This window comes from Amycolatopsis eburnea, assembly GCF_003937945.1.
In the GTDB taxonomy this organism is placed as follows: Bacteria; Actinomycetota; Actinomycetes; order Mycobacteriales; family Pseudonocardiaceae; genus Amycolatopsis; species Amycolatopsis eburnea.
On record NZ_RSEC01000059.1, the window covers coordinates 21,490 to 41,295 of the forward strand.

A 19,806-nucleotide genomic window follows, 5' to 3' on the forward strand; every position below is an offset into this window, starting at 1 on the left:
CGCTGGACCGACGGTCGAGTGACATTGCCCCCTCGGGTCCGGCGCGTTGCTTTGCCGGGGCTCCGACTCCGCGCATAGGCTGCGGCGGACGCTGACGAACAAGGAGCTTTCGCGCCATGTCGACACCGAACCAGCCGGCCCCTTCGGCCGAGTCCGCCGGGTCGGCGGCGGCGAACCTCAGCCAGGTCACCATCGCCACGCCCGCGATCCACGAAGGCGACGAAACGCAGCAGGAGCGCAACGGCAAGAAGGTCAAGCTCGAGGGCATCGGGCCGACCGGCCGCCCGATCCGCGAGCACCCCGATCCCGCGCCGCTGGAGAAGCACGGCCCGGCCAAGATCATGGCGATGTGCAACCAGAAGGGCGGCGTCGGCAAGACGACGTCGACCATCAACCTGGGCGCCGCCCTCGCCGAGTACGGCCGCAAGGTGCTGCTCGTCGACTTCGATCCGCAGGGCGCCCTCGCCGTCGGCCTCGGCATCCAGCCGCACGAACTGGACCACACGGTCTACAACGCGATCATGGAGCGGTCGGTCAGCGCCACCGACGTGCTCATGAAAACCCGCGTGGACGGCGTTGACCTGCTGCCGAGCAACATCGACCTGTCCGCGGCGGAGGTCCAGCTCGTCGCTGAGGTAGGGCGCGAGCACACGTTGTTACGGGTCCTTCGTCCGGTCATGAACGACTACGACTATGTTCTTGTGGACTGCCAGCCCTCGCTCGGCCTGCTCACGGTGAACGCGCTGACCGCCGCGGACGGCGTGATCATCCCGCTGGAGTGCGAGTTCTTCAGTCTGCGAGGCGTCGCCCTCCTGATCGACACCATCGAGAAGGTCCAGGAACGCCTCAACCCCAAACTGGACATAGTCGGGATTCTCGCCACCATGTACGACCCGAGAACCCTGCATTCGAAGGAGGTCATGGCTCGCGTGGTGGAGGCATTCGGCGAGACCGTGTTCGACACGGTCATCAACCGCACCGTGCGGTTCCCCGAGACGACGGTCGCGGGTGAGCCGATCACGACCTGGGCGCCCAAGTCGGCAGGCGCGGCGGCGTACCGCCAGCTGGCCCGCGAGGTGATCGCTCGGTGAGCAGGCGCGCTTCCCTGCCCGGAGCGTCGGAACTCTTCAGGATCACCTCCAGCCCCGCCCTCGACCTCCCGCCGAAGGCACCGCCCGCGCCCGCCGAGCCCGTCGAGAAGGCCAAGCCCGCGGGCAACGGCCGGGCGGAGCAGCTGGCCCGCAGCGCGGCCCCGCACGGGTCCGGCCGGACCAAGCACGACGCGAAGATCACCGTCTACGTCTCCGGCGACGAGCTCGTGGCCATGGAACAGGCCCGGCTGACGCTGCGCGCCAAGCACGAGCTGGTCGTCGACCGCGGCCGGCTGGTCCGCGAGGCGGTCGCGGTGCTGCTGGCCGACTTCGACGCCAACGGCGAGGACTCGGTGCTGGTGCAGCGGCTGCGCGTGGTCGGCTCAGACGGCGGCGAAACCGAGGGCTGATGGACGAGCCGGCACCGGCTCCGGAGGAACAGGTCCCCGAAGAGCACCAGACGGTGCACGGCGGGATGATCCCCGAAGGCGTCAACACCGAAGAACTGAGCACGTCGAAGTTCAAGGTGCGGCTGGCCAACTTCGAAGGGCCGTTCGACCTGCTGCTGCAGCTCATCTCGCAGCACCAGCTCGACGTCACCGAGGTGGCGCTGCACCGGGTCACCGACGACTTCATCGCGTACACGCGCGCGCTGGGCACCGAGTGGAACCTCGACGAGACGACGGAGTTCCTGGTCATCGCGGCCACGCTCCTCGACCTGAAAGCGGCGCGCCTGCTGCCCGCGGCCGAGGTCGAGAGCGAAGACGACCTGGCGCTGCTGGAAGCCCGCGACCTGCTCTTCGCGCGCGTGCTGCAGTACCGGGCGTACAAGCAGGTGGCGGCGCTGTTCGGCGAGCTGGAACAGGGCGCGCTGCGGCGGTACCCGCGGTCGGTGGCGCTGGAGGAGCGGTTCGTCGGGCTGCTGCCCGAGGTGATGCTGGGCGTCACGCCGCAGAAGTTCGCGGAGATCGCGGTGGCGGTGTTCCGGCCGAAGCCGCCGCCGACGGTGTCGATCGCGCACATCCACATGGGCCGCATCTCGGTGCGCGAGCACGCGGGCATCCTGCGGATCATGCTGGCCGAGCGCGGCCAGGCGACGTTCGGCGAGCTGGTCGACGACTGCGAGCACACGGTGGAGGTCGTCGCGCGCTTCCTGGCGCTGCTGGAGCTCTACCGCGAGTCGTCGGTCCAGTTCGAGCAGAGCGAGGCGCTGGCGGAACTGCACGTCCGCTGGACGGGCGGCTCGAAGGAAGAAGCCTCCGCGGCGGCCGAGCTGGACCGCGCCGCCGGAGACGAAGAGGAGTACGGGTGAACCCCGAGAACGACGAAGCAGCCGAAGCGCCGGTGCCGCCGGGGGAGGCCGCGGCGGAGCTGGCACTGGACGAGGCCCTGTCCGGCGAGCCGGTGACCGAAGACGGAGACCCGGTCGAGCCCGTGACCGAGGCGGAGCTTTCACGTGAAAGCGACGCGTCTAAGGCGGGCGAAACGGCCGCCGAAGAGGCTTCGGCCGCCGAAGCCCCGGCTGAGGCGTCCGACGAGCCCGAGTCCGAGGCGGAGCTTTCACGTGAAAGCGACGCGGGCGAGAGGGAGGCGGGGGCTGATGATCCTGAGTCGGATCTCGTTGCCAGCGGGGACATCAGCCTGCTGCCCGACGTCACCTCCGACGAAGCGCTCGAAGCGGCGCTCGAGTCGCTGCTGCTCGTCGTCGACTCGCCGGCCAGCGAGGAGCTGCTCGCCGAAACCCTCGAGCAGCCCAAGGCCCGGATCGTCGTCGCGCTGCGCACCATGGCGCAGAAGTTCACCGACCGGACGTCCGGGATCGACCTGCGGCGGGTCGGCGAAGGGTGGCGGTTCTACACTAGGGACGTCTATGCCCCGTTCGTGGAGAAGCTCCTGCTGGACGGCCAGCGGTCGAAGCTGACCCGGGCCGCGCTCGAGAGCCTCGCCGTGATCGCGTACCGGCAGCCGGTGACCCGTGCGCGGGTCGCCGCGGTGCGCGGCGTGAACGTGGACGGTGTGATCCGGACGCTGCTCGCGCGCGGCCTCATCGAAGAGATGGGGACCGACCCCGACACGACCGGCACGCTGTACGTGACGACCGAGCTGTTCCTGGAGCGACTGGGGCTGTCGTCACTGAACGACCTGCCCCCGATCGCTCCGCTGCTACCCGAAGTGGACACCATCGATGACATCCAGTGAGCACCCCGACGGCATCCGCCTGCAGAAGGTGCTGTCGCAGGCCGGGGTCGCCTCCCGGCGCGCGGCGGAAGACCTCATCGTCGCCGGCCGGGTCGAGGTCGACGGCGAGATCGTCACCGAGCTGGGCCGCCGGGTGCACCCGGACGAGGCGGTCATCCACGTCGACGGCACCCGGGTGAACCTGCGCGACGACCTGATCTACCTCGCCCTGAACAAGCCCAAGGGCGTGCACTCGACGATGTCGGACGACCGCGGCCGCCCGTGCGTCGGCGACTACCTGGCCGGCCGGTACGAGGAGACGCCCGGTGTCGTGCACGTCGGCCGGCTCGACGAGAACACCGAGGGCCTGCTGCTGCTGACCAACGACGGCGACCTCGGGCACCGGCTGATGCACCCGTCCTACCGGGTGCTCAAGACCTACCTCGCCGAGGTCGACGGCCTGGTCCCGCGGGGGCTCGGCAAGGAGCTGCGCGCCGGCTGGGAGCTGCCGGACGGCATCGTCAAGGTCGACCAGTTCCGGGTGAAGGACATGCACTCCGGCAAGTCGCTGGTCGAGCTCGTGATCCACGAGGGCAAGAAGCACATCGTGCGCCGCCTGCTCAAGGACACCGGCCACCCGGTGCTCAAGCTGGTCCGGACCGCGGTCGGCGACGTCCAGCTCGGCAACCAGCGCGTCGGCTCGATCCGGCGGCTGACGAAGGGCGAGGTCGGCGCGCTCTACCGGAACGTCGAGCTCTGACGCCACAGTCCCGACTTTCCGCCGTGGCGCGAGCGCGCCCGCGGCTGCCAGCGTGGTCGCATGCGAACCGGTCTGGTACTGCTCGCGCTCATCCTCTTTTCGACGTTCACGCCCGGGGCGGCGCACGCCGCGGCGCCCCGGGGCAGTGAACCGGTCTACGACTACGCGAAAGCGATCCGCGAAACCGTCTGGGTCGACATCGGCCACGACGGGGACGGCGACGGCAAGCCCGACCGCGTCGCCGCCGACATCGTCCGGCCGAGCGAAACCGCGTCGCGAGTGCCGGTGATCATGGACGCCAGCCCGTACTACTCCTGCTGCGGGCGCGGCAACGAGAGCGAGCTCAAGACCTACGACGGCGCCGGCAAACCGGTGAAGTTCCCGCTGTTCTACGACAACTACTTCGTGCCGCGCGGCTACGCGGTGGTGCTCGTCGACCTGGCCGGCACCAACCGCTCGGCGGGCTGCGCGGACGTCGGCGGCGCGTCGGACGTCGACTCGGCGCGCAAGGTCGTCGACTGGCTGAACGGCCGCGCCACCGGCTACAGCGCGAAGACCGGCGGCAGCGCCGTGACGGCGGCCTGGAGCACCGGGAACGTCGGGATGATCGGGAAGTCCTACGACGGGACGATCGCCAACGGCGTCGCGGCGACCGGTGTCGCCGGGCTCAAGACCATCGTGCCGATTTCCGCGATCAGCTCCTGGTACGACTACTACCGCTCCGACGGCGCCACCTTCGGGTTCAACCCGGCGGGGCTCGCGCAGACCGTCGAAGCCCGCAACTCCGGGCAGAACTGCTCGGCCCAGAACCAGGTCCTCACCCAGGGTGCGACGGCGAACGGCGACTACGGGCCGCTGTGGGCCGACCGGGACTACGTCCGGAACGCGGGCAACGTGCGCGCCAGCGTGCTGCTTTCCCACGGCGTCAACGACCTCAACGTCAAGACCATCCACTTCGGACAGTGGTGGCGCGGGCTGAACGTCGAGAAGAAGATCTGGCTGTCGCAGACCGGGCACGTCGACCCGTTCGACTACCGGCGCGCGGACTGGGTCGACCTGCTGCACCGGTGGTTCGACCACTACCTGCTCGGCGTCGACAACGGCGTCCAGAACGGGCCGCAGGCGAGCGTCGAGCGCCAGCCGGACCAGTGGGTGGACCAGAGCGCCTACCCGGCTGCGAACGCCGTCGCGACGACGTTGCGGCCGGGGGCGTCCGGCACACTGGGCACTTCGCCGTCGTCCGGCACCGCGTCCTTCACCGACAACCCGAGCCTGGGCGAGGACACCTGGGTGACGAACCCGGGCAGCGCCGCGCTCACCTACTCGACCGGGGCGCTGGCGGCCGACGTCCAGGTGTCCGGGACCACGACGCTCACCGTGACGGCGACGCCGAGCACGTCGTCGGCGCGGCTTTCGGCGCTGCTGGTGGACCTCGGCCCGGCGACGATCCGCAACTTCGCCGGCAGCGGCGAGGGGATCAAGACCGGGACGGCGGAGAACTGCTGGGGATCGTCGACGGCCGGGGACGACGCCTGCTACCGGATCGCGTCGGCGGACGTGAAGAAGGTGAGTTACACGATTCTCAGCCGGGGCTGGGCGGACCTCGCGAACTACGCGTCGCTGTCCCAGGAACGCCCGCTGACGCCCGGGACGGCGTACTCGATGACGTTCCGGCTGGCCTCGACCGACCACGTCGTGCCGCGCGGGCACGCACTGGCGCTGATCATCGGCGGCACGGACGGCAGCTTCATCCGCGGCCCCGCCCAGCCGGGCCGGGTGACGCTGGACCTGGCGCGCACGTCGGCGTCGGTCCCGGTGGCCGGTGCCGTCCCGGCGGCGACGACGCACCCGGCCCCGGCCGGTGGCGAGCACGTGCCGTCGGCGGGCCGGGCGGACCTGCGGTAGCCCGAGCGACCCAAGGCGGCCTTGGTTGCGTCACACGCACCCAAGGCCGCCTTGGGTGCGTCTGACGCACCGAAGGCCACCTTGGGGCGGCTCAGGACCGGGGGGGGGGGCTAGCTGGCCTCGGCCGGCGCGGTCTTCGCGGCCGATTTGCGTTGCAGGGCACGGGCGATCGGCTCGACGACCCGTGCGGCCGTCGGGCCGAGGATCGCCATCAGCAGAACGTACGCCGTCGCCAGCGCCGCCAGTTCGCCCTCGACCGCGCCCGCCGTCACCGCCAGGCCCGCGATGACGATCGAGAACTCGCCTCTCGCCACCAACGCGGCTCCCGCGCGGGCGCGGCCCATCTTCCCGATGCCCTGGCGGCGCGCGGCCCACCAGCCGGTGCCGACCTTCGTCAGCGTCGTCACCACCGCCAGCACCACCGCCCAGCCGAGGACCGGCGGGATGGACGCCGGGTTCGTGTTGAGGCCGAACACCACGAAGAACACCGCCGCGAACAGATCCCGCAACGGCTCCAGCAGGTGCGTCGCGTTCTCCGCCGTCGAGCCCGAGATCGCGATGCCGAGCAGGAACGCGCCGACCGCGGCCGAGACCTGCATCGCCGACGCGATGCCCGCCACCAGCAGGGCCGCGCCGAGGACCTTGAGCAGGAACACCTCGCGGTCGGGGCTGTCGACGGCGGCCGAGACGTAGCGGCCGAACTTCAGCGCGATCACCAGCACCACGGTGATCACCAGCAGCGAGATCCCGACGGCCTCCATGCCGCCGAGGAGGCTGACGCCGCCGAGAACCGCGGTCAGGATCGGCAGGTAGAGCGCCATCACCAGGTCCTCGAACACGAGGATCGACAGCACCACCGGGGTTTCGCGGTTGCCGAGCCGGCCGAGGTCGCCGAGCACCTTGGCGACGATGCCGGACGACGAGATGTACGTGACGCCCGCCATCACCATCGCGCCGACCGGGCCCCAGCCCAGCAGCAGCGCCACCGCCGCGCCCGGGGCGGCGTTGAGGACGATGTCGAGCAGGCCCGCGGTCCAGGAGCGGCGCAGGCCGGTGAACAGCTCGGCCGCGGAGTACTCCAGGCCCAGCAGCAACAGCAGCAGCACGACGCCGATCTCGCTGGCCAGGTGGGTGAAGCCGCCGATGTCGGTCAGCGGGATCAGCCCGCCGGAGCCGAAGCAGAGGCCGCCGAGCAGGTAGAGCGGGATGGGGGAGAGGCCGATCTTCCCGGCCAGGCGCCCGAGCGCGCCCAGCACGAAGAAGACCGCCCCCAGTTCGATCAGGGACAGCGCGGTGTGGTCCATCGGCCGCTCAGCCGTACTTGAGGATCTTGGCGGCGGCTTCGAGACCCTCGCTCGTGCCGACCGCGACCAGCAGGTCGCCGCCGGTCAGCGCGAAGTCCGGCGCCGGCGAGGGGTGCACCTGGCCGGCCCGCGCGACCGCGACCACCGAGACCCCGGTGCGCGTGCGCATCGCCGTGTCGCCGAGCGTGCGGCCGTCGAACGGGCCGGACGGCTTGATCGGCAGCTGCTTGGTGCTGATGCCCGGCAGGTCCTGGTGCTCCTCGGTGAGCTGCGCGACCAGCTGCGGCGCGCCGAGGAGGTTGGCCAGCGTGCCCGCCTCGTCCGCGGTCAGCGGGATCGAGGCGGCGCAGGCGTCCGGGTCGTCCGACTTGGACACGATCAGCTCGGTGTGCCCGTCCCGCTGCGACACGACGCCGATGCGGCGGCCGGTACGGGTGCTGAAGTCCTTGCGGACCCCGATGCCGGGAAGAGGGGTTACTTCGACGTTCACCCAACCACCGTAACCCACGTGTCCGATTCGCGACGTTCAGCCGAGCAGGAGGAGCAGGGCCGCGACCACCATCACGGCGGCGGTCAGGCCGTGGACCCCGAAGGCGACGCCCTTCTTCCCCCGGTGGCGCAGGACGATCAGCATGTCGAAGACCGGCCAGACGGCCGCGGTGAGGAAGACCCAGCCCAGCGCGTGCGGGTCGCCGTAGAGCACCAGGGCCAGCGGGACGAGACCGGCGCCGATGTCGCGGCCGCCCTTGACGTTGAAGAACGTTTCGGCGTTCTCGGGGACCTCGCGGAAGCCGAAGCCCGGGGCGATCTTCGCCGGTGCGAAGAGGTAGTTCAGGCCGACGTAGATGATGCCGAGCGAGACGATCGCGACGAGGACGTAGCCGGTGATCACCATGGTGTTCCCTCCAGTTTTCTAGCATCGCTAGGATTGCTAGCAACGCTAACTTAGCGGCGCTAGTTTGTCTAGCGGTGCTAGCATCTCGGCCATGACCCAGCGACAACGGCGTGTGCGCGACCGGACCGAGCGCGGGCGGCGGATCGTCACCGCGGCCAGGGAGCTGGCCGAAGCGGAGGGCTGGGACGCGGTCACCACCCGGCGGCTCGCGGCGCTGATCGAGTACAGCCAGCCGGTGCTCTACAGCCACTTCCCCGGCGGCAAGGACGCGATCATGGCGGCGGCCGCCCTGGAGGGGTTCGCCGAGCTGGCCACGGCGCTCGCGGCCGGGCGGGACGGCGGTGTCGCCGGGGTCGCGAGGACGTACGTCGCGTTCGCCGAGGACAAGCCCGCGTTGTACGACGCGATGTTCACGCTGGCTTCGGAGCTGCCCTTCGCCAAGGACGAGACGCCGGAGGTGATGAAGGCGTGCTTCGCCGAGCTGCTCGCGGTGATCGAGCCGGTGGCGGCCGAGCCGGAGGCGGGCGCGCTGACCGAGGTGTTCTGGAGCACGCTGCACGGCCTCGTCACGCTGGACCGCGGCCACCGGCTGTCCCCGGCGCACCACGACGAGCGCCTCGCGCTGGTGGTCGCGCGCTTCGGGGCGCGGGGCGACTGATCTCCGCCGCGACCCGACCGGCAGAATGGGCACCGGAACCGATCGAGTGCGAGAACGCGAGGAGAGTGCTGGTGACGGGAGCCCTACGTGGTGTGGTCGCGCTGGACGGCCCGTCCGGGACCGGGAAGACCACCGTCGCCCGCAAGCTCGCCGACCGGCTCGGGGCCGGCTACCTCGACACCGGTGCCATGTACCGGATGGTCACCCTCGCCGTGCTGCGCGCCGGCGTGGACCCCGCCGACGCGGCCGCCGTCGCCGCGGTCGCCGACCGGGCGGACTTCAGCATCGGGACCAGTCCCGAGCGGCCCGAGGTCCGGCTCGGCGGCGAAGACGTCGCCGCCGACATCCGGGGGCCCGAGGTCACCAAGGCCGTCTCGCCCGTCTCCGCCGTGCCGCACGTGCGCGAGCTGCTGGTCGGCAGGCAGCGGCAGATCATCGGCGACGTCGTCGGGCACCGCGGCGGGATCGTCGTCGAGGGCCGGGACATCGGCACCGTCGTCGTGCCGGACTCGCCGCTCAAGGTCTTCCTGACCGCGTCGGCCGACGTCCGCGCCTCCCGCCGGAGCACCCAGGACACCGCCGCCGGGCGGACGTCGTCGGTCGCCGACGCGCTGGCGAGCGTCGAGCGCCGCGACCACCTCGACTCGACCCGCGCCGCCTCGCCGCTGCGCGCGGCCGAGGACGCCGTGCACGTCGACACCTCGGAACTGTCGATCGACCAGGTGATCGTCGCCTTGAGCGAACTGGCCAGCCGTCGTGGGCTGCTGGCGGGGTGCGACGCCGAGGTGGCTCGATGAGCGCTGACGGGTTGCCGGAAGGCTCCGTCGGCGCACTCCACGACGCCGGGCGGGTCTTCGCCCGGTACCATCTGCGGTCGGCCTTCCGGATCCGGGTGCACGGCCGCGAGCGCATGCCCGCCACCGGGCCGGTGGTCGTGATCGCCAACCACAGCTCCATGGTCGAACCGCAGCTGATCTTCGGAATGCTGCCGCGGCGTTCGGCGTTCCTGGTCAAGGCCGAGCTGTTCAAGGGACTGGTCGGGAAGTTCCTGCTGGCCATCGGGCAGATCCCGGTCAAGCGCGGCGAGATCGACCGCAAGCCGCTGATGACCGCGGTCGGCGTGCTCAAGGACGGCGGTGTCGTCGGGATCTTCCCCGAGGGCACCCGCGGTGCCGGCGACGTCGGGGCGGCCGAACGCGGCGCGGCCTGGCTGGTCCGGGCCTCCGGCGCGACCGTGCTCCCGGTCGCGACGCGGGGCACGCGCAAGCCCGCGGACGGCAAGCGGCGCTGGCGCCCGCGCGTGGACATCCTCGTGGGGGAGCCGTTCACGCCGAAGGTCGGACCCGGGAGGACCGGGCTCGACCAGGGCACCGAAGAGCTCCGCGGCGAGCTCGCGGCGCTCGTGAAGACTTTGGACGATTGGCGTTCCGAAAACGGATTCGGCTCGCCATAAGGGAAATTGGGTAGTGATGGAAGAGTTGGACAGCGTCGGCGAGATCGACGGCACCTGGTCGGACGAGACCGAGTTCGCCGCGCTCGACGCGCAGATCGAGGCGGCCGAGCTGGCCGAGGAGGCCGCGCTCGCGCAGCCGGTGCTCGCCGTCGTCGGCCGCCCGAACGTGGGCAAGTCGACGCTGGTCAACCGGATCCTCGGCCGCCGTGAAGCCGTCGTGCAGGACGTGCCGGGCGTGACCCGCGACCGCGTCGCCTACGACGCCTACTGGGGTGGCCGCAAGTTCACCCTGGTCGACACGGGCGGCTGGGAGCCGGACGCGACCGGGCTGCAGGCCTCCGTCGCCGCGCAGGCCGAGCTGGCCATGCAGACCGCGGACGCCGTGCTGCTGGTGATCGACGCCACGGTCGGCGCCACCGCCACCGACGAAGCCGTCTCCAAGGTGCTGCGCCGCTCGAAGAAGCCGGTGCTGCTGGCCGCGAACAAGGTCGACGACGACCGCCTGCTCGCGGACACCGCGTCGCTGTGGTCGCTCGGCCTCGGCGAGCCGCACCCGGTCAGCGCGCTGCACGGCCGCAGCTCCGGCGACCTGCTCGACGCCATCCTCAAGGCCCTGCCCGAATCGCCGCGCGAGGGCGGTGCCGTGACGTCGGGGCCGCGGCGCGTCGCGCTGGTCGGCAAGCCGAACGTCGGCAAGTCGAGCCTGCTCAACAAGCTGTCGGGCGAGGAGCGCTCGGTCGTCGACTCGGTCGCCGGCACCACCGTCGACCCGGTCGACTCGCTGGTCGAGCTGGACGGCGAGACCTGGCGGTTCGTCGACACCGCGGGCCTGCGCAAGCGCGTCAACTTCGCCGCCGGCGCCGAGTACTACGCCTCGCTGCGCACCAAGACCGCGATCGACGCGGCCGAGGTCGCGATCGTGCTGCTCGACGCGGCCGAGCCGCTGTCGGAGCAGGACCTGCGGGTGCTGACCATGGTCGTCGAGGCCGGGCGCGCCTGCGTGCTGGCGTTCAACAAGTGGGACCTGGTCGACGAGGACCGCCGGCACGCGATGGTCCGCGAGCTGGATCGCGGCCTGGTGCGCGTGCCGTGGGCGGAGAAGGTCAACATCTCCGCGCTGACCGGCCGGTCGGTGCGCAAGCTGGCGCCGGCGCTGCGGACCGCGCTGAAGTCGTGGGACCAGCGGGTGCCGACCGGCCAGCTCAACGCGTGGCTGTCCGACCTGATCGCGGCCACCCCGCCGCCGGTCCGCTCCGGCAAGCAGCCGAAGGTGCTCTTCGCGACGCAGGCCGGCATCCGGCCGCCGACGCTGGTGCTGTTCACCACGGGCTTCCTCGAGGCGGGCTACCGCCGGTTCATCGAGCGCAAGTTCCGCGAGCAGTTCGGCTTCACCGGCAGTCCCGTTCGGGTGAATGTCCGCGTGCGGGAGAAGAAGGCGAAGCCGAAGGTCGGCGGGAAGGCCGCTCGTACGCGGTGATTTCCCCACGTGTCGGGCCCGCGTGAGGTCCGACACTCCCTTGTGACCCTGTGGACACCTTTTCGTCATCCACGGGTATGGTGAAAGGTCGTTGCGGGCGCCTCAGCCAGGAGAGCGAGCCCGGTTGAGGCTCCCGGAAGGTGAGTGATGGGCTTGCGCGCCCATGGTTTGTCCCTGCACGTCTTCGTCGCGGCCGAGGTGAGCGGTCGATGACCGTCACGATCGAACCCACCGGTTCCGCGGCCGAAGTGACGCTCGCCCCGGTCGCCGACCGCGCCCTGTTCTGGTCGGGGCTCGGCGCGAGCGAGCGCACCCTGCTGGACGTCCTGGCCGCCACCGCCGAGCTGCACCCCGGCGCCCCCGCGATCGACGACGGCACCACCACCCTGACCTACCGGCGGCTCCTGGAGGAGATCGACGACTACGGGCGCCGTCTCAAGAGCTACGGCGTCGGCCTCGGCGACCGCGTCGGCATCCGGATCTCCTCCGGCACCGCCGAGCTGTACGTCGCGATCCTCGCCACCCTGTCCGTCGGCGCCGCCTACGTGCCGGTCGACGCGGACGACCCGGACGAGCGCGCCGAGCTGGTCTTCGAAGAGGCCCAGGTCGCCGCCGTCGCCACCGACGGCAAGATCGAGGTCCACTCGACGCCCGGCGGCCGTGACGGCGTCCCCGGCCCGGCCGACGACGCCTGGATCATCTTCACCTCCGGATCCACCGGCAAGCCCAAGGGCGTCGCGGTCACGCACGCCTCCGCCGCCGCGTTCGTCGACGCCGAGGCCGAGCTGTTCCTCACCGACGAGCCGATCGGCCCGGGCGACCGCGTCCTGGCCGGGCTGAGCGTCGCCTTCGACGCCTCCTGCGAAGAGATGTGGCTGGCCTGGCGCCACGGCGCCTGCCTGGTCCCGGCGCCGCGCGCGCTGGTCCGCACCGGCGTCGACCTGGGCCCGTGGCTGGTCGCGCAGCGCATCACCGTCGTCTCGACCGTGCCGACGCTGGCCGCGCTGTGGCCCGCCGACGCGCTCGAAGACGTCCGCCTGCTCATCTTCGGCGGCGAAGCGTGCCCGCCGGAGCTGGCCGAGCGCGTCGCCGTCGAAGGCCGCGAAGTCTGGAACACCTACGGCCCGACCGAGGCCACCGTCGTCGCCTGCGCCGCGCAGCTGACCGGCGAGGGCCCGGTGCGGATCGGCCTGCCGCTGTCCGGCTGGCAGCTCGCCGTCGTCAACGACGAGGGCGAGCCGGTCGCGATGGGCGAGACCGGTGAGCTGGTCATCGGCGGCGTCGGCCTGGCCCGCTACCTCGACGCGGAGAAGGACGCCGAGAAGTTCGCGCCGCTGCCGTCGCTCGGCTGGCAGCGCGCCTACCGCTCGGGCGACATGGTCCGCGCCGAAGAGGAAGGCCTGCTGTTCCTCGGCCGCCTCGACGAGCAGGTCAAGCTGGGCGGCCGCCGGATCGAGCTGGGCGAGGTCGACGCCGCGCTGCAGGCCCTGCCGGGCGTGCAGGGCGCGGCCGCCGCTATCCGCCGCACCAAGGCCGGCAACCAGGTCCTCGTCGGCTACGTCGTGCCCGCCGCCGGCGTCCCGTTCAACCAGGACGAAGCCGCGACCCGGCTGCGCGAGCACCTGCCCGCCGCGCTGGTGCCGCTGCTGGCCGTCGTCGACGACCTGCCGACCCGCACGTCCGGCAAGGTCGACCGCAACGCCCTCCCGTGGCCGCTGTCCACTGTGGACGCCACCGGGCTGTCGCCGACCGAGACGTGGCTCGCCGAAGGCTGGGCCGAGATCCTCGGCGTGTCGGTCGACGACCCGAAGGCCGACTTCTTCACCCACGGCGGCGGCAGCCTGACCGCCGCGCAGGTGGTCGCGCGCATCCGCACCCGGCACCCGCAGGTGTCGGTCGCCGACATCTACGCCCACCCCAAGCTGGGCGCGCTGGCCGCGCTGCTGGACGCGCTGGACGGCGCCGCCACCGAGCGCCGCGAGATCGCGCCGACGCCGCGCCGCGCGGGTGTCATCCAGTCGCTGCTGACGGTTCCGCTGATGGGCCTGGTCGGCCTGCGCTGGGCGACGCTCGCCGCCGCGCTGTCGAACGTCCTGTCCCTGCTCGGGTTCGCCTGGGCGCCGACGCTGAGCTGGGCGTGGCTCGGCCTGGCCTGGGTGGTGCTGTTCAGCCCGGCCGGCCGGATCGCGATCGCCGCCGGTGGCGCGCGCGTGCTGCTGTCGGGGGTCCAGCCCGGTACCTACCCGCGCGGCGGCAGTGTCCACTTGCGACTGTGGACGGCCGAGAAGCTCGCGGAGTTCTCCGGCGCGGACAGCGTCGCGGGCGCGTCCTGGATGACGACGTACGCGAAGGCGCTCGGCGCACGGATCGGCAAGGACGTCGACCTGCACTCGCCGCCGCCGGTCACCGGCTTCCTCAAGCTGGGCCGCGGTGCCGCGATCGAGCCCGAGGTCGACCTGTCCGGCCACTGGGTCGACGGCGACGTCGTGCACATCGGCAAGGTCCGCGTGGGCGCGGAAGCCCGGGTCGGCGCGCGCAGCACGCTGTTCCCCGGGGTCCGGATCGGCAAGGGCGCGGAGATCGCGGCCGGCTCGACCGTCCGCGGCGCCGTCCCGGCCGGGCAGCGCTGGGCCGGTTCGCCCGCCGCCCGCGTCGCCAAGGACGAGCGCGACGCGCTGAAGTGGCCGTCGAGCCGCCCGCCGCGGTCGCACTTCTGGGCCGCCGTCTACGGCGCGACGTCGCTGGCTCTCGGTTTCCTGCCCGGTGCCGCCGCGCTGGCCGGGGTCGCCGTGCTCGGCTACGCGATCGTCGGTGCGCCGACGCTGCTCGACGCGTTCACCCGCGCGCTGGTCTTCGTCCCGGCCGCGACGGCCGCGTACTTCCTCGCCTACATGCTGCTCGTGCTCGTCGGCGTGCGGGCGCTGAGCATCGGCATGGTCGAGGGCTACCACCCGGTGCACGGCCGCGTCGCCTGGCAGGTCTGGGCCACCGAACGGCTGATGAGCATGGCCCGCGAAGGCCTGTTCCCGCTGTACGCCAGCCTGTTCACGCCGGTGTGGCTGCGGCTGCTCGGCGCGAAGGTGGGCCGCAACGTCGAGGCGTCGACCGTCCTGGCGCTGCCGAAGATGACCAAGGTCGACAGCGGCGCGTTCCTCGCCGACGACACCATGGTCGCCACCTATGAGCTGGGCCACGGCTGGCTGCACGTCGCCCCGGCGCGGATCGGCAAGCAGGCGTTCCTCGGCAACTCGGGGATGACCGCGCCCGGCCGCTCGGTGCCGAAGCGCGGCCTGGTCGGCGTCCTGTCCTCGACGCCGCTGAAGGCGAAGAAGGGCTCGTCGTACCTCGGCATGCCGCCGCTGCCGGTGCGTCGCGCGATCGGCGAGGCCGACACCAGCCGTACCTACACCCCGGCGCTGCATCTCAAGGCGGCGCGGGCGCTGGTCGAGCTGTGCCGGATCATCCCGGTGATGTGCGGGGTCGCGCTGACCGTTTCGGTCGCCTTCGGGTTGCTGTGGGCGGCTTCCGCGTACGGCTTCGGCGTGGCGCTGCTGCTGGCCGGGCCCGCGCTGCTGGCCGCCGGGGTCGTGGCGGCGCTGACCGCGACCGTCATGAAGTGGCTGCTGGTCGGCAAGTTCCGCGAGATCGACCACCCGCTGTGGAGCTCCTTCGTCTGGCGCAACGAGCTGGCCGACACCTTCGTCGAGGCCCTCGCGGTGCCGTGGCTGATCGGCTCGGTCGGCGGCACCCCGCTGCTGACCGCGTGGTTGCGCACGATGGGCGTCAAGATCGGCCGCGGCGTGTGGCTGGAGACGTACTGGCTGCCCGAGGCCGACCTCGTCGAGCTGGGCGACGGCGCGACGATCAACCGTGGTTGCGTCGTGCAGACGCACCTGTTCCACGACCGGATCATGAGCATGTCGAGCGTCGCGCTCGGCGAAGGCGCGACGCTCGGCCCGCACGGCATCGTGCTGCCGGGGGCCGGCATCGGCGCGCGCACCACGGTCGGCCCGGGCTCGCTGGTGACCCGCGGCGACGAGGTGCCCGCCGACACGCGCTGGCTCGGCAACCCGATCTCCGCGTGGGTCGGTAAGTAACGAAAGCGGGACCAGGCGCGCCGGATCCACCCGTCCGTGCGAGCCTGGTTTCAGCACGCACGACGAAAGGCACGCGACGGGTGATTGCGAAGGCCCCGGCTCCCGCACCCGGGGCGGACACCTCGGGGGATCCCTACCTCCCGGCCCACGGCAACGGCGGTTACCGGGTCCGGCACTACGACCTCACGCTCGACTACAAGGTCGCGCCGAACCGGCTGTCGGCCTCGGCCGTGATCACCGCCGAGGCGACGCAGGCGCTGTCCCGCGCCAGCTTCGACTTCGGCGAGTTCCGGATCAACCGCGTGCTGGTCGACGGCAAGCCCGCGAAGTACGTGAAGCGCGGCGCGAAGCTGCACGTCAAGCCGGCGAAGTCGATCGCGGTGGGTGCCGCGTTCACCGTCGAGGTGCACTACGTCGGAAACCCGCGCCCGGTCGGCAGCCGCTGGGGTGACGTCGGCTGGGACGAGCTGACCGACGGCGCGCTGGTGGCGAGCCAGCCGGTCGGCGCGCCGTCCTGGTTCCCGTGCAACGACCACCCGTCGGACAAGGCGTCCTACCGGGTGAGCGTGACGACGGCGTCGCCGTACCTGGTGGCGGTCACCGGCACGCTCGTCGAGCGGTCCACGTCGGCCAGCACGACGAAGTGGGTGTTCGACCGGCCCGAGCCGACCGCGACGTACTTGATGAGCGTGCAGATCGGCCGCTACGACGACCTCGAGCTGACCGGCCGCGGCTGGGCGCCGCCCGCCGGCGTGGGCGCGCGGCTGCTCAGCCTCGGCTTCGGGCACGGCCGCGTCGAGTCGGTCGCCGACTCCGTGCCGCAGCGGGCCGCCGTGCCGCCGCGGCTGCGCCGGGCGTTCGACCGCGACTTCGGCAGGCAGGGCCGGATGATGGAGTTCCTGCAGCGGCTGTTCGGCCCGTACCCGTTCCCCGAGTACGTCATCGTCGTCACCGACGACGACCTCGACGACCCGATCGAGGCGCAGGGCATGTCGATCTTCGGCGCCAACCACGTCGACGGCCGCCGCACCCACGAGCGGCTCGTCGTGCACGAGCTGTCGCACCAGTGGTTCGGCAACAGCCTGACGGTGGCGGACTGGCGCCACATCTGGCTGAACGAGGGCTTCGCGACCTACGCCGAGTGGCTGTGGTCGGAGGAGGCCGGCGGGCTTTCGGCGCAGGCGCTGGCCCGGGACTGGTACACGCGCGTCAAGGCCAAGCCGGCCGACGTCCGCATCGCCGACCCGGGCGTGGCGCGGATGTTCGACGAGCGCGTGTACAAGCGCGGCGCCCTGACCCTCCACGCGCTGCGCGGGGAGATCGGCGACCCGGCGTTCTTCGCGCTGCTGAAGGCGTGGGCGGTCGAGCACCGGCACAGGCTGGTGACGACGGGCCAGTTCGTGACGACGGCGGAGGCGTACGCGGGCCGGTCGCTGACCGCGTTCTTCACCCGCTGGCTGGACTCGACCGCGCTGCCGCCGCTCTAGCCCGCCTGACGCTCGTGAGTGTTTGGTCGGGTTCTAACCCGACTAAACACTCACGACCTCCCGGCGTCAGCATTCATCGGATGTCTCTGCCGCTTTCCGGGTGAACGTCTCTGGCGTTTTGGGACGTCCTCTGCAAGTATGGCCGCACGCCGCCGCTTGAACGCACCGAAACGTAGTATGAATTCGGAGGATGCTTCATGGACTCAGTGTCCCGGCGGACGGTGCTCCGTGCTGCCTCGGTCGCGGCCGGGGCCGCGGCCTTCGGTGGGTTGTGGGCCCGGGCGGCACCACCCGCGCTGGCCGCGGCGAACCCGCACCGCGACGTCGCCGCGGACGCGCGGATGATCTGGAAGCGGCTGCCGAAGAACTGGCGGGAAGGCCCGTTCCTGGCCAACGGCTACCTCGGCGCGCAGGTCTACGCCGGCCAGACGCCGCAGGTGCTCAAGGTGATGCTGAGCCACACCCAGGTGCAGGACCAGCGGATCCAGTGGGAGGCGGGCATCGGCCTGTCCCGGCTGCCGATCGGCTACCTCACGCTCACCTTCGCCGGCGCGATCACCGCCGTCGACTGGACGCTCGACCTCTACAACGCCGAGCTGGGCGGCACCATCACCACGACGCAGGGCTCGATCGCCTTCTCCGCGGTCGTGCACAACGACCTCGGGGTGTTGCTCGTCTCGATGACCCCGAGCGCGGGCGAAGCCGGTGCGGCGTGGGCGTTCCAGCCGCTGGAGTCGGCGACGACCCGGACCGTCCGCAAGCCGCCCGAGTACGTCGCGAACCCCGCGCCCGAGGTGGCGGCCGGGTACTGCGCGCAGCCGATGCTCGCCGGGGGCGGGTACACGACGGCGTGGCGGGAACGCGCGATCGGGGCGCGCCGGCTCCTCGCCGCGACGGTCGCCTACAGCTTCCCGGGCACCACGCACACCGCCGACGCCCTCGCGTCGGTCCGGAACGCGCTGGCGATGAACCCCGACTTCCTCCTCGCGCGCCACCGCCGCTGGTGGAACGACTACCACCGGCGCAGCTTCGTTTCGGTGCCGGACAAGCAGGTGCAGCGGTTCTACTGGATCCAGCTGTACAAGATCGCGGCCGCCACGCGGGCGGAGGGGCCCGTGGTCTCGGAGTGGGGCCCGTGGTTCCCCGAGGTCGGCAACAGCTGGACCGCGGTCTGGTGGAACCTCAACGTCCAGGTCACCTACCCGATCGTCAACAGCAGCAACCACCCGGAACTCGACGCCGTCACCGAGACCTTCCGGCGCGACCACGCGAACCTCGAGGCGTCCGTGCCGCCCGCGTACCGCGACGGCGACACCTACGCGCTCTCGCACCCGGGGGACTGGCGCCTACGCCCCGGCGGCACGCGCTCGGTCGGCGTCCCCGGGACGACGTCCAAAACGGACCAGACCGGGAACCTGTTGTGGGGCCTGCACAACGTCTGGCTGGCCTACCGCCACCACCTGGACCGGCGCGTGCTCCGCGACGTCCTGTACCCGACGCTGGCGAAGGCGCTGAACTTCTACCGCCACTTCCTGGTCACCGGTCCCGACGGCGCCCTGCACCTGCCGCTGACCCGGTCGCCGGAATACGCCGATGCCCCGGACTGCACCTACGACCTGTCGCTGATCCGGTGGGCCGCCCGCACCCTCGTCGACACGGCCCGGATCCTGCGCCTCGACGAGCCGCGCGTGCCGATCTGGCAGGAGATCGGCGCGAAACTGGTGCCCTACCACGAAGATCCCGTCAACGGCGTGCTCATCGGCGACGGCGTCCCGCTGGCCGCCTCGCACCGGCACTTCTCGCACCTGCTGTGGCTGTACCCGCTGCGGGAAAAGGTCTGGGACAACCCCGCGGACCGGGACGTCATGACCCGCACGTTCGACCACTGGGCCGCCGACCAGTCCGCGTGGCACGGCTACAGCTACGCGGCCGCGTCGTCGATGAAGTCCGTGATGGACTCGCCGGAAGAAGCGTTGCGGTACCTGAAGTTCTTCCTCGACCGGAACATCGTGGCCGACACCGAGCTGACCGCGAACACGATGTACCGCGAGGGTTCGAACTTCGCCATCGAAAGCCCGATCACGGCGGCGCAGTCCGTTGTGGACATGCTGATGCAGGGGTCCGGGGGTGTGCTCAAGGTCTTCCCGTCGGTGTCGGCGACCTGGCGGGACGCCTCGATCTCGGGGCTGCGCGCGGAGGGCGCGTTCCTCGTGGACGCCTCCCGGCGCGGTGGCACCACAGAGTTCGTGCGCGTGCGCAGCGAAGCCGGGGAACCCCTGGTCCTCCAGCACGGCATCACCGGCGACGTCGACGTCCGCGACGAGCACGGCAGGCACCTGCCGTGGCGCGCCACCGGCCCGGGCCGGATCTCGATCGGGCTGCGGCGCGGCGGCACCGCCGTCGTCACGCCCCGGGGTAAGCGGCCGGACTTCGCGCCGCGAGACGTCCCCGCCCTCGGCCCGGCACCCGCGTGGGGCCTGCCGAGCTGACATCCCGCTTCG

At 71.7% G+C, this 19,806-nt stretch carries 16 protein-coding genes; 13 read left to right on the top strand and 3 right to left on the bottom strand.

The window, feature by feature from the left end:
- The first annotated feature begins 116 nt into the window (after positions 1 to 116).
- The 6 genes from EIY87_RS32135 to EIY87_RS32160 are packed head-to-tail and all read left to right on the top strand — an operon-like array spanning position 117 to position 5,934.
- Positions 117 to 1,091, top strand: a complete 975-nt coding sequence (locus EIY87_RS32135; RefSeq protein ID WP_125313673.1) for a ParA family protein — start codon at positions 117 to 119, stop codon at positions 1,089 to 1,091.
- Positions 1,088 to 1,501 (top strand): cobyrinic acid a,c-diamide synthase, encoded by a 414-nt coding sequence (locus tag EIY87_RS32140; protein ID WP_125313674.1) that lies wholly within the window; start codon positions 1,088 to 1,090, stop codon positions 1,499 to 1,501. The genes EIY87_RS32135 and EIY87_RS32140 overlap by 4 nt, the downstream gene beginning before the upstream one ends.
- Positions 1,501 to 2,403, top strand: coding sequence for a segregation and condensation protein A (locus EIY87_RS32145; protein WP_125313675.1), 903 nt, complete (start codon positions 1,501 to 1,503; stop codon positions 2,401 to 2,403). Before EIY87_RS32140 ends, EIY87_RS32145 begins: the two co-directional genes overlap by 1 nt.
- Positions 2,400 to 3,290 (top strand): SMC-Scp complex subunit ScpB, encoded by an 891-nt coding sequence (scpB, locus tag EIY87_RS32150; RefSeq protein WP_125313676.1) that lies wholly within the window; start codon positions 2,400 to 2,402, stop codon positions 3,288 to 3,290. The genes EIY87_RS32145 and scpB overlap by 4 nt, the downstream gene beginning before the upstream one ends.
- Positions 3,277 to 4,029 carry a pseudouridine synthase gene (locus tag EIY87_RS32155; RefSeq protein ID WP_125313677.1) on the top strand — a complete coding sequence of 251 codons (753 nt, stop codon included), beginning with the start codon at positions 3,277 to 3,279 and terminating at the stop codon, positions 4,027 to 4,029. Before scpB ends, EIY87_RS32155 begins: the two co-directional genes overlap by 14 nt.
- Positions 4,030 to 4,089: 60 nt before the next feature.
- Positions 4,090 to 5,934, top strand: coding sequence for a Xaa-Pro dipeptidyl-peptidase (locus tag EIY87_RS32160; protein WP_125313678.1), 1,845 nt, complete (start codon positions 4,090 to 4,092; stop codon positions 5,932 to 5,934).
- Between the two features lie 110 nt (positions 5,935 to 6,044).
- Here EIY87_RS32160 and EIY87_RS32165 read toward each other — a convergent pair whose 3' ends face one another.
- The 3 genes from EIY87_RS32165 to EIY87_RS32175 are packed head-to-tail and all read right to left on the bottom strand — an operon-like array spanning position 6,045 to position 8,133.
- The gene (locus EIY87_RS32165) at positions 6,045 to 7,238 is read right to left on the bottom strand and encodes a cation:proton antiporter (protein WP_125313679.1); all 1,194 of its coding nucleotides are present in this window, start codon (positions 7,236 to 7,238) and stop codon (positions 6,045 to 6,047) included.
- Between the two features lie 7 nt (positions 7,239 to 7,245).
- The gene (locus EIY87_RS32170; RefSeq protein WP_191984351.1) at positions 7,246 to 7,728 is read right to left on the bottom strand and encodes a cation:proton antiporter regulatory subunit; all 483 of its coding nucleotides are present in this window, start codon (positions 7,726 to 7,728) and stop codon (positions 7,246 to 7,248) included.
- 36 nt (positions 7,729 to 7,764) lie between these two features.
- Complete coding sequence (locus tag EIY87_RS32175) at positions 7,765 to 8,133, bottom strand: DUF4267 domain-containing protein (RefSeq protein ID WP_125313681.1); 369 nt, start codon at positions 8,131 to 8,133, stop codon at positions 7,765 to 7,767.
- Between the two features lie 91 nt (positions 8,134 to 8,224).
- On the opposite strand from EIY87_RS32175, the gene EIY87_RS32180 reads away from it, so the two are divergent.
- The 7 genes from EIY87_RS32180 to EIY87_RS32210 all read left to right on the top strand — a co-directional run bounded on the left by EIY87_RS32180 (position 8,225) and on the right by EIY87_RS32210 (position 19,794).
- Positions 8,225 to 8,791 (top strand): TetR/AcrR family transcriptional regulator, encoded by a 567-nt coding sequence (locus tag EIY87_RS32180; protein ID WP_191984352.1) that lies wholly within the window; start codon positions 8,225 to 8,227, stop codon positions 8,789 to 8,791.
- Positions 8,792 to 8,883: 92 nt separating this feature from the next.
- Complete coding sequence (gene cmk / locus EIY87_RS32185; protein WP_125314279.1) at positions 8,884 to 9,588, top strand: (d)CMP kinase; 705 nt, start codon at positions 8,884 to 8,886, stop codon at positions 9,586 to 9,588.
- Entirely contained in the window at positions 9,585 to 10,244 is a 660-nt protein-coding gene (locus tag EIY87_RS32190) for a lysophospholipid acyltransferase family protein (RefSeq protein ID WP_191984353.1), read from the top strand. Before cmk ends, EIY87_RS32190 begins: the two co-directional genes overlap by 4 nt.
- 16 nt (positions 10,245 to 10,260) lie before the next feature.
- Positions 10,261 to 11,721: a ribosome biogenesis GTPase Der gene (der, locus tag EIY87_RS32195; RefSeq protein WP_191984354.1), complete on the top strand. Its 1,461-nt coding sequence runs from the start codon at positions 10,261 to 10,263 to the stop codon at positions 11,719 to 11,721.
- Between the two features lie 209 nt (positions 11,722 to 11,930).
- Complete coding sequence (locus EIY87_RS32200; RefSeq protein ID WP_125313683.1) at positions 11,931 to 15,818, top strand: Pls/PosA family non-ribosomal peptide synthetase; 3,888 nt, start codon at positions 11,931 to 11,933, stop codon at positions 15,816 to 15,818.
- An 80-nt stretch (positions 15,819 to 15,898) separates the two neighbouring features.
- Positions 15,899 to 17,305: a M1 family metallopeptidase gene (locus tag EIY87_RS32205; RefSeq protein WP_125313684.1), complete on the top strand. Its 1,407-nt coding sequence runs from the start codon at positions 15,899 to 15,901 to the stop codon at positions 17,303 to 17,305.
- 197 nt (positions 17,306 to 17,502) lie between these two features.
- Positions 17,503 to 19,794, top strand: coding sequence for a glycosyl hydrolase family 95 catalytic domain-containing protein (locus EIY87_RS32210; protein ID WP_125313685.1), 2,292 nt, complete (start codon positions 17,503 to 17,505; stop codon positions 19,792 to 19,794).
- The last annotated feature ends 12 nt before the right edge of the window (positions 19,795 to 19,806 follow it).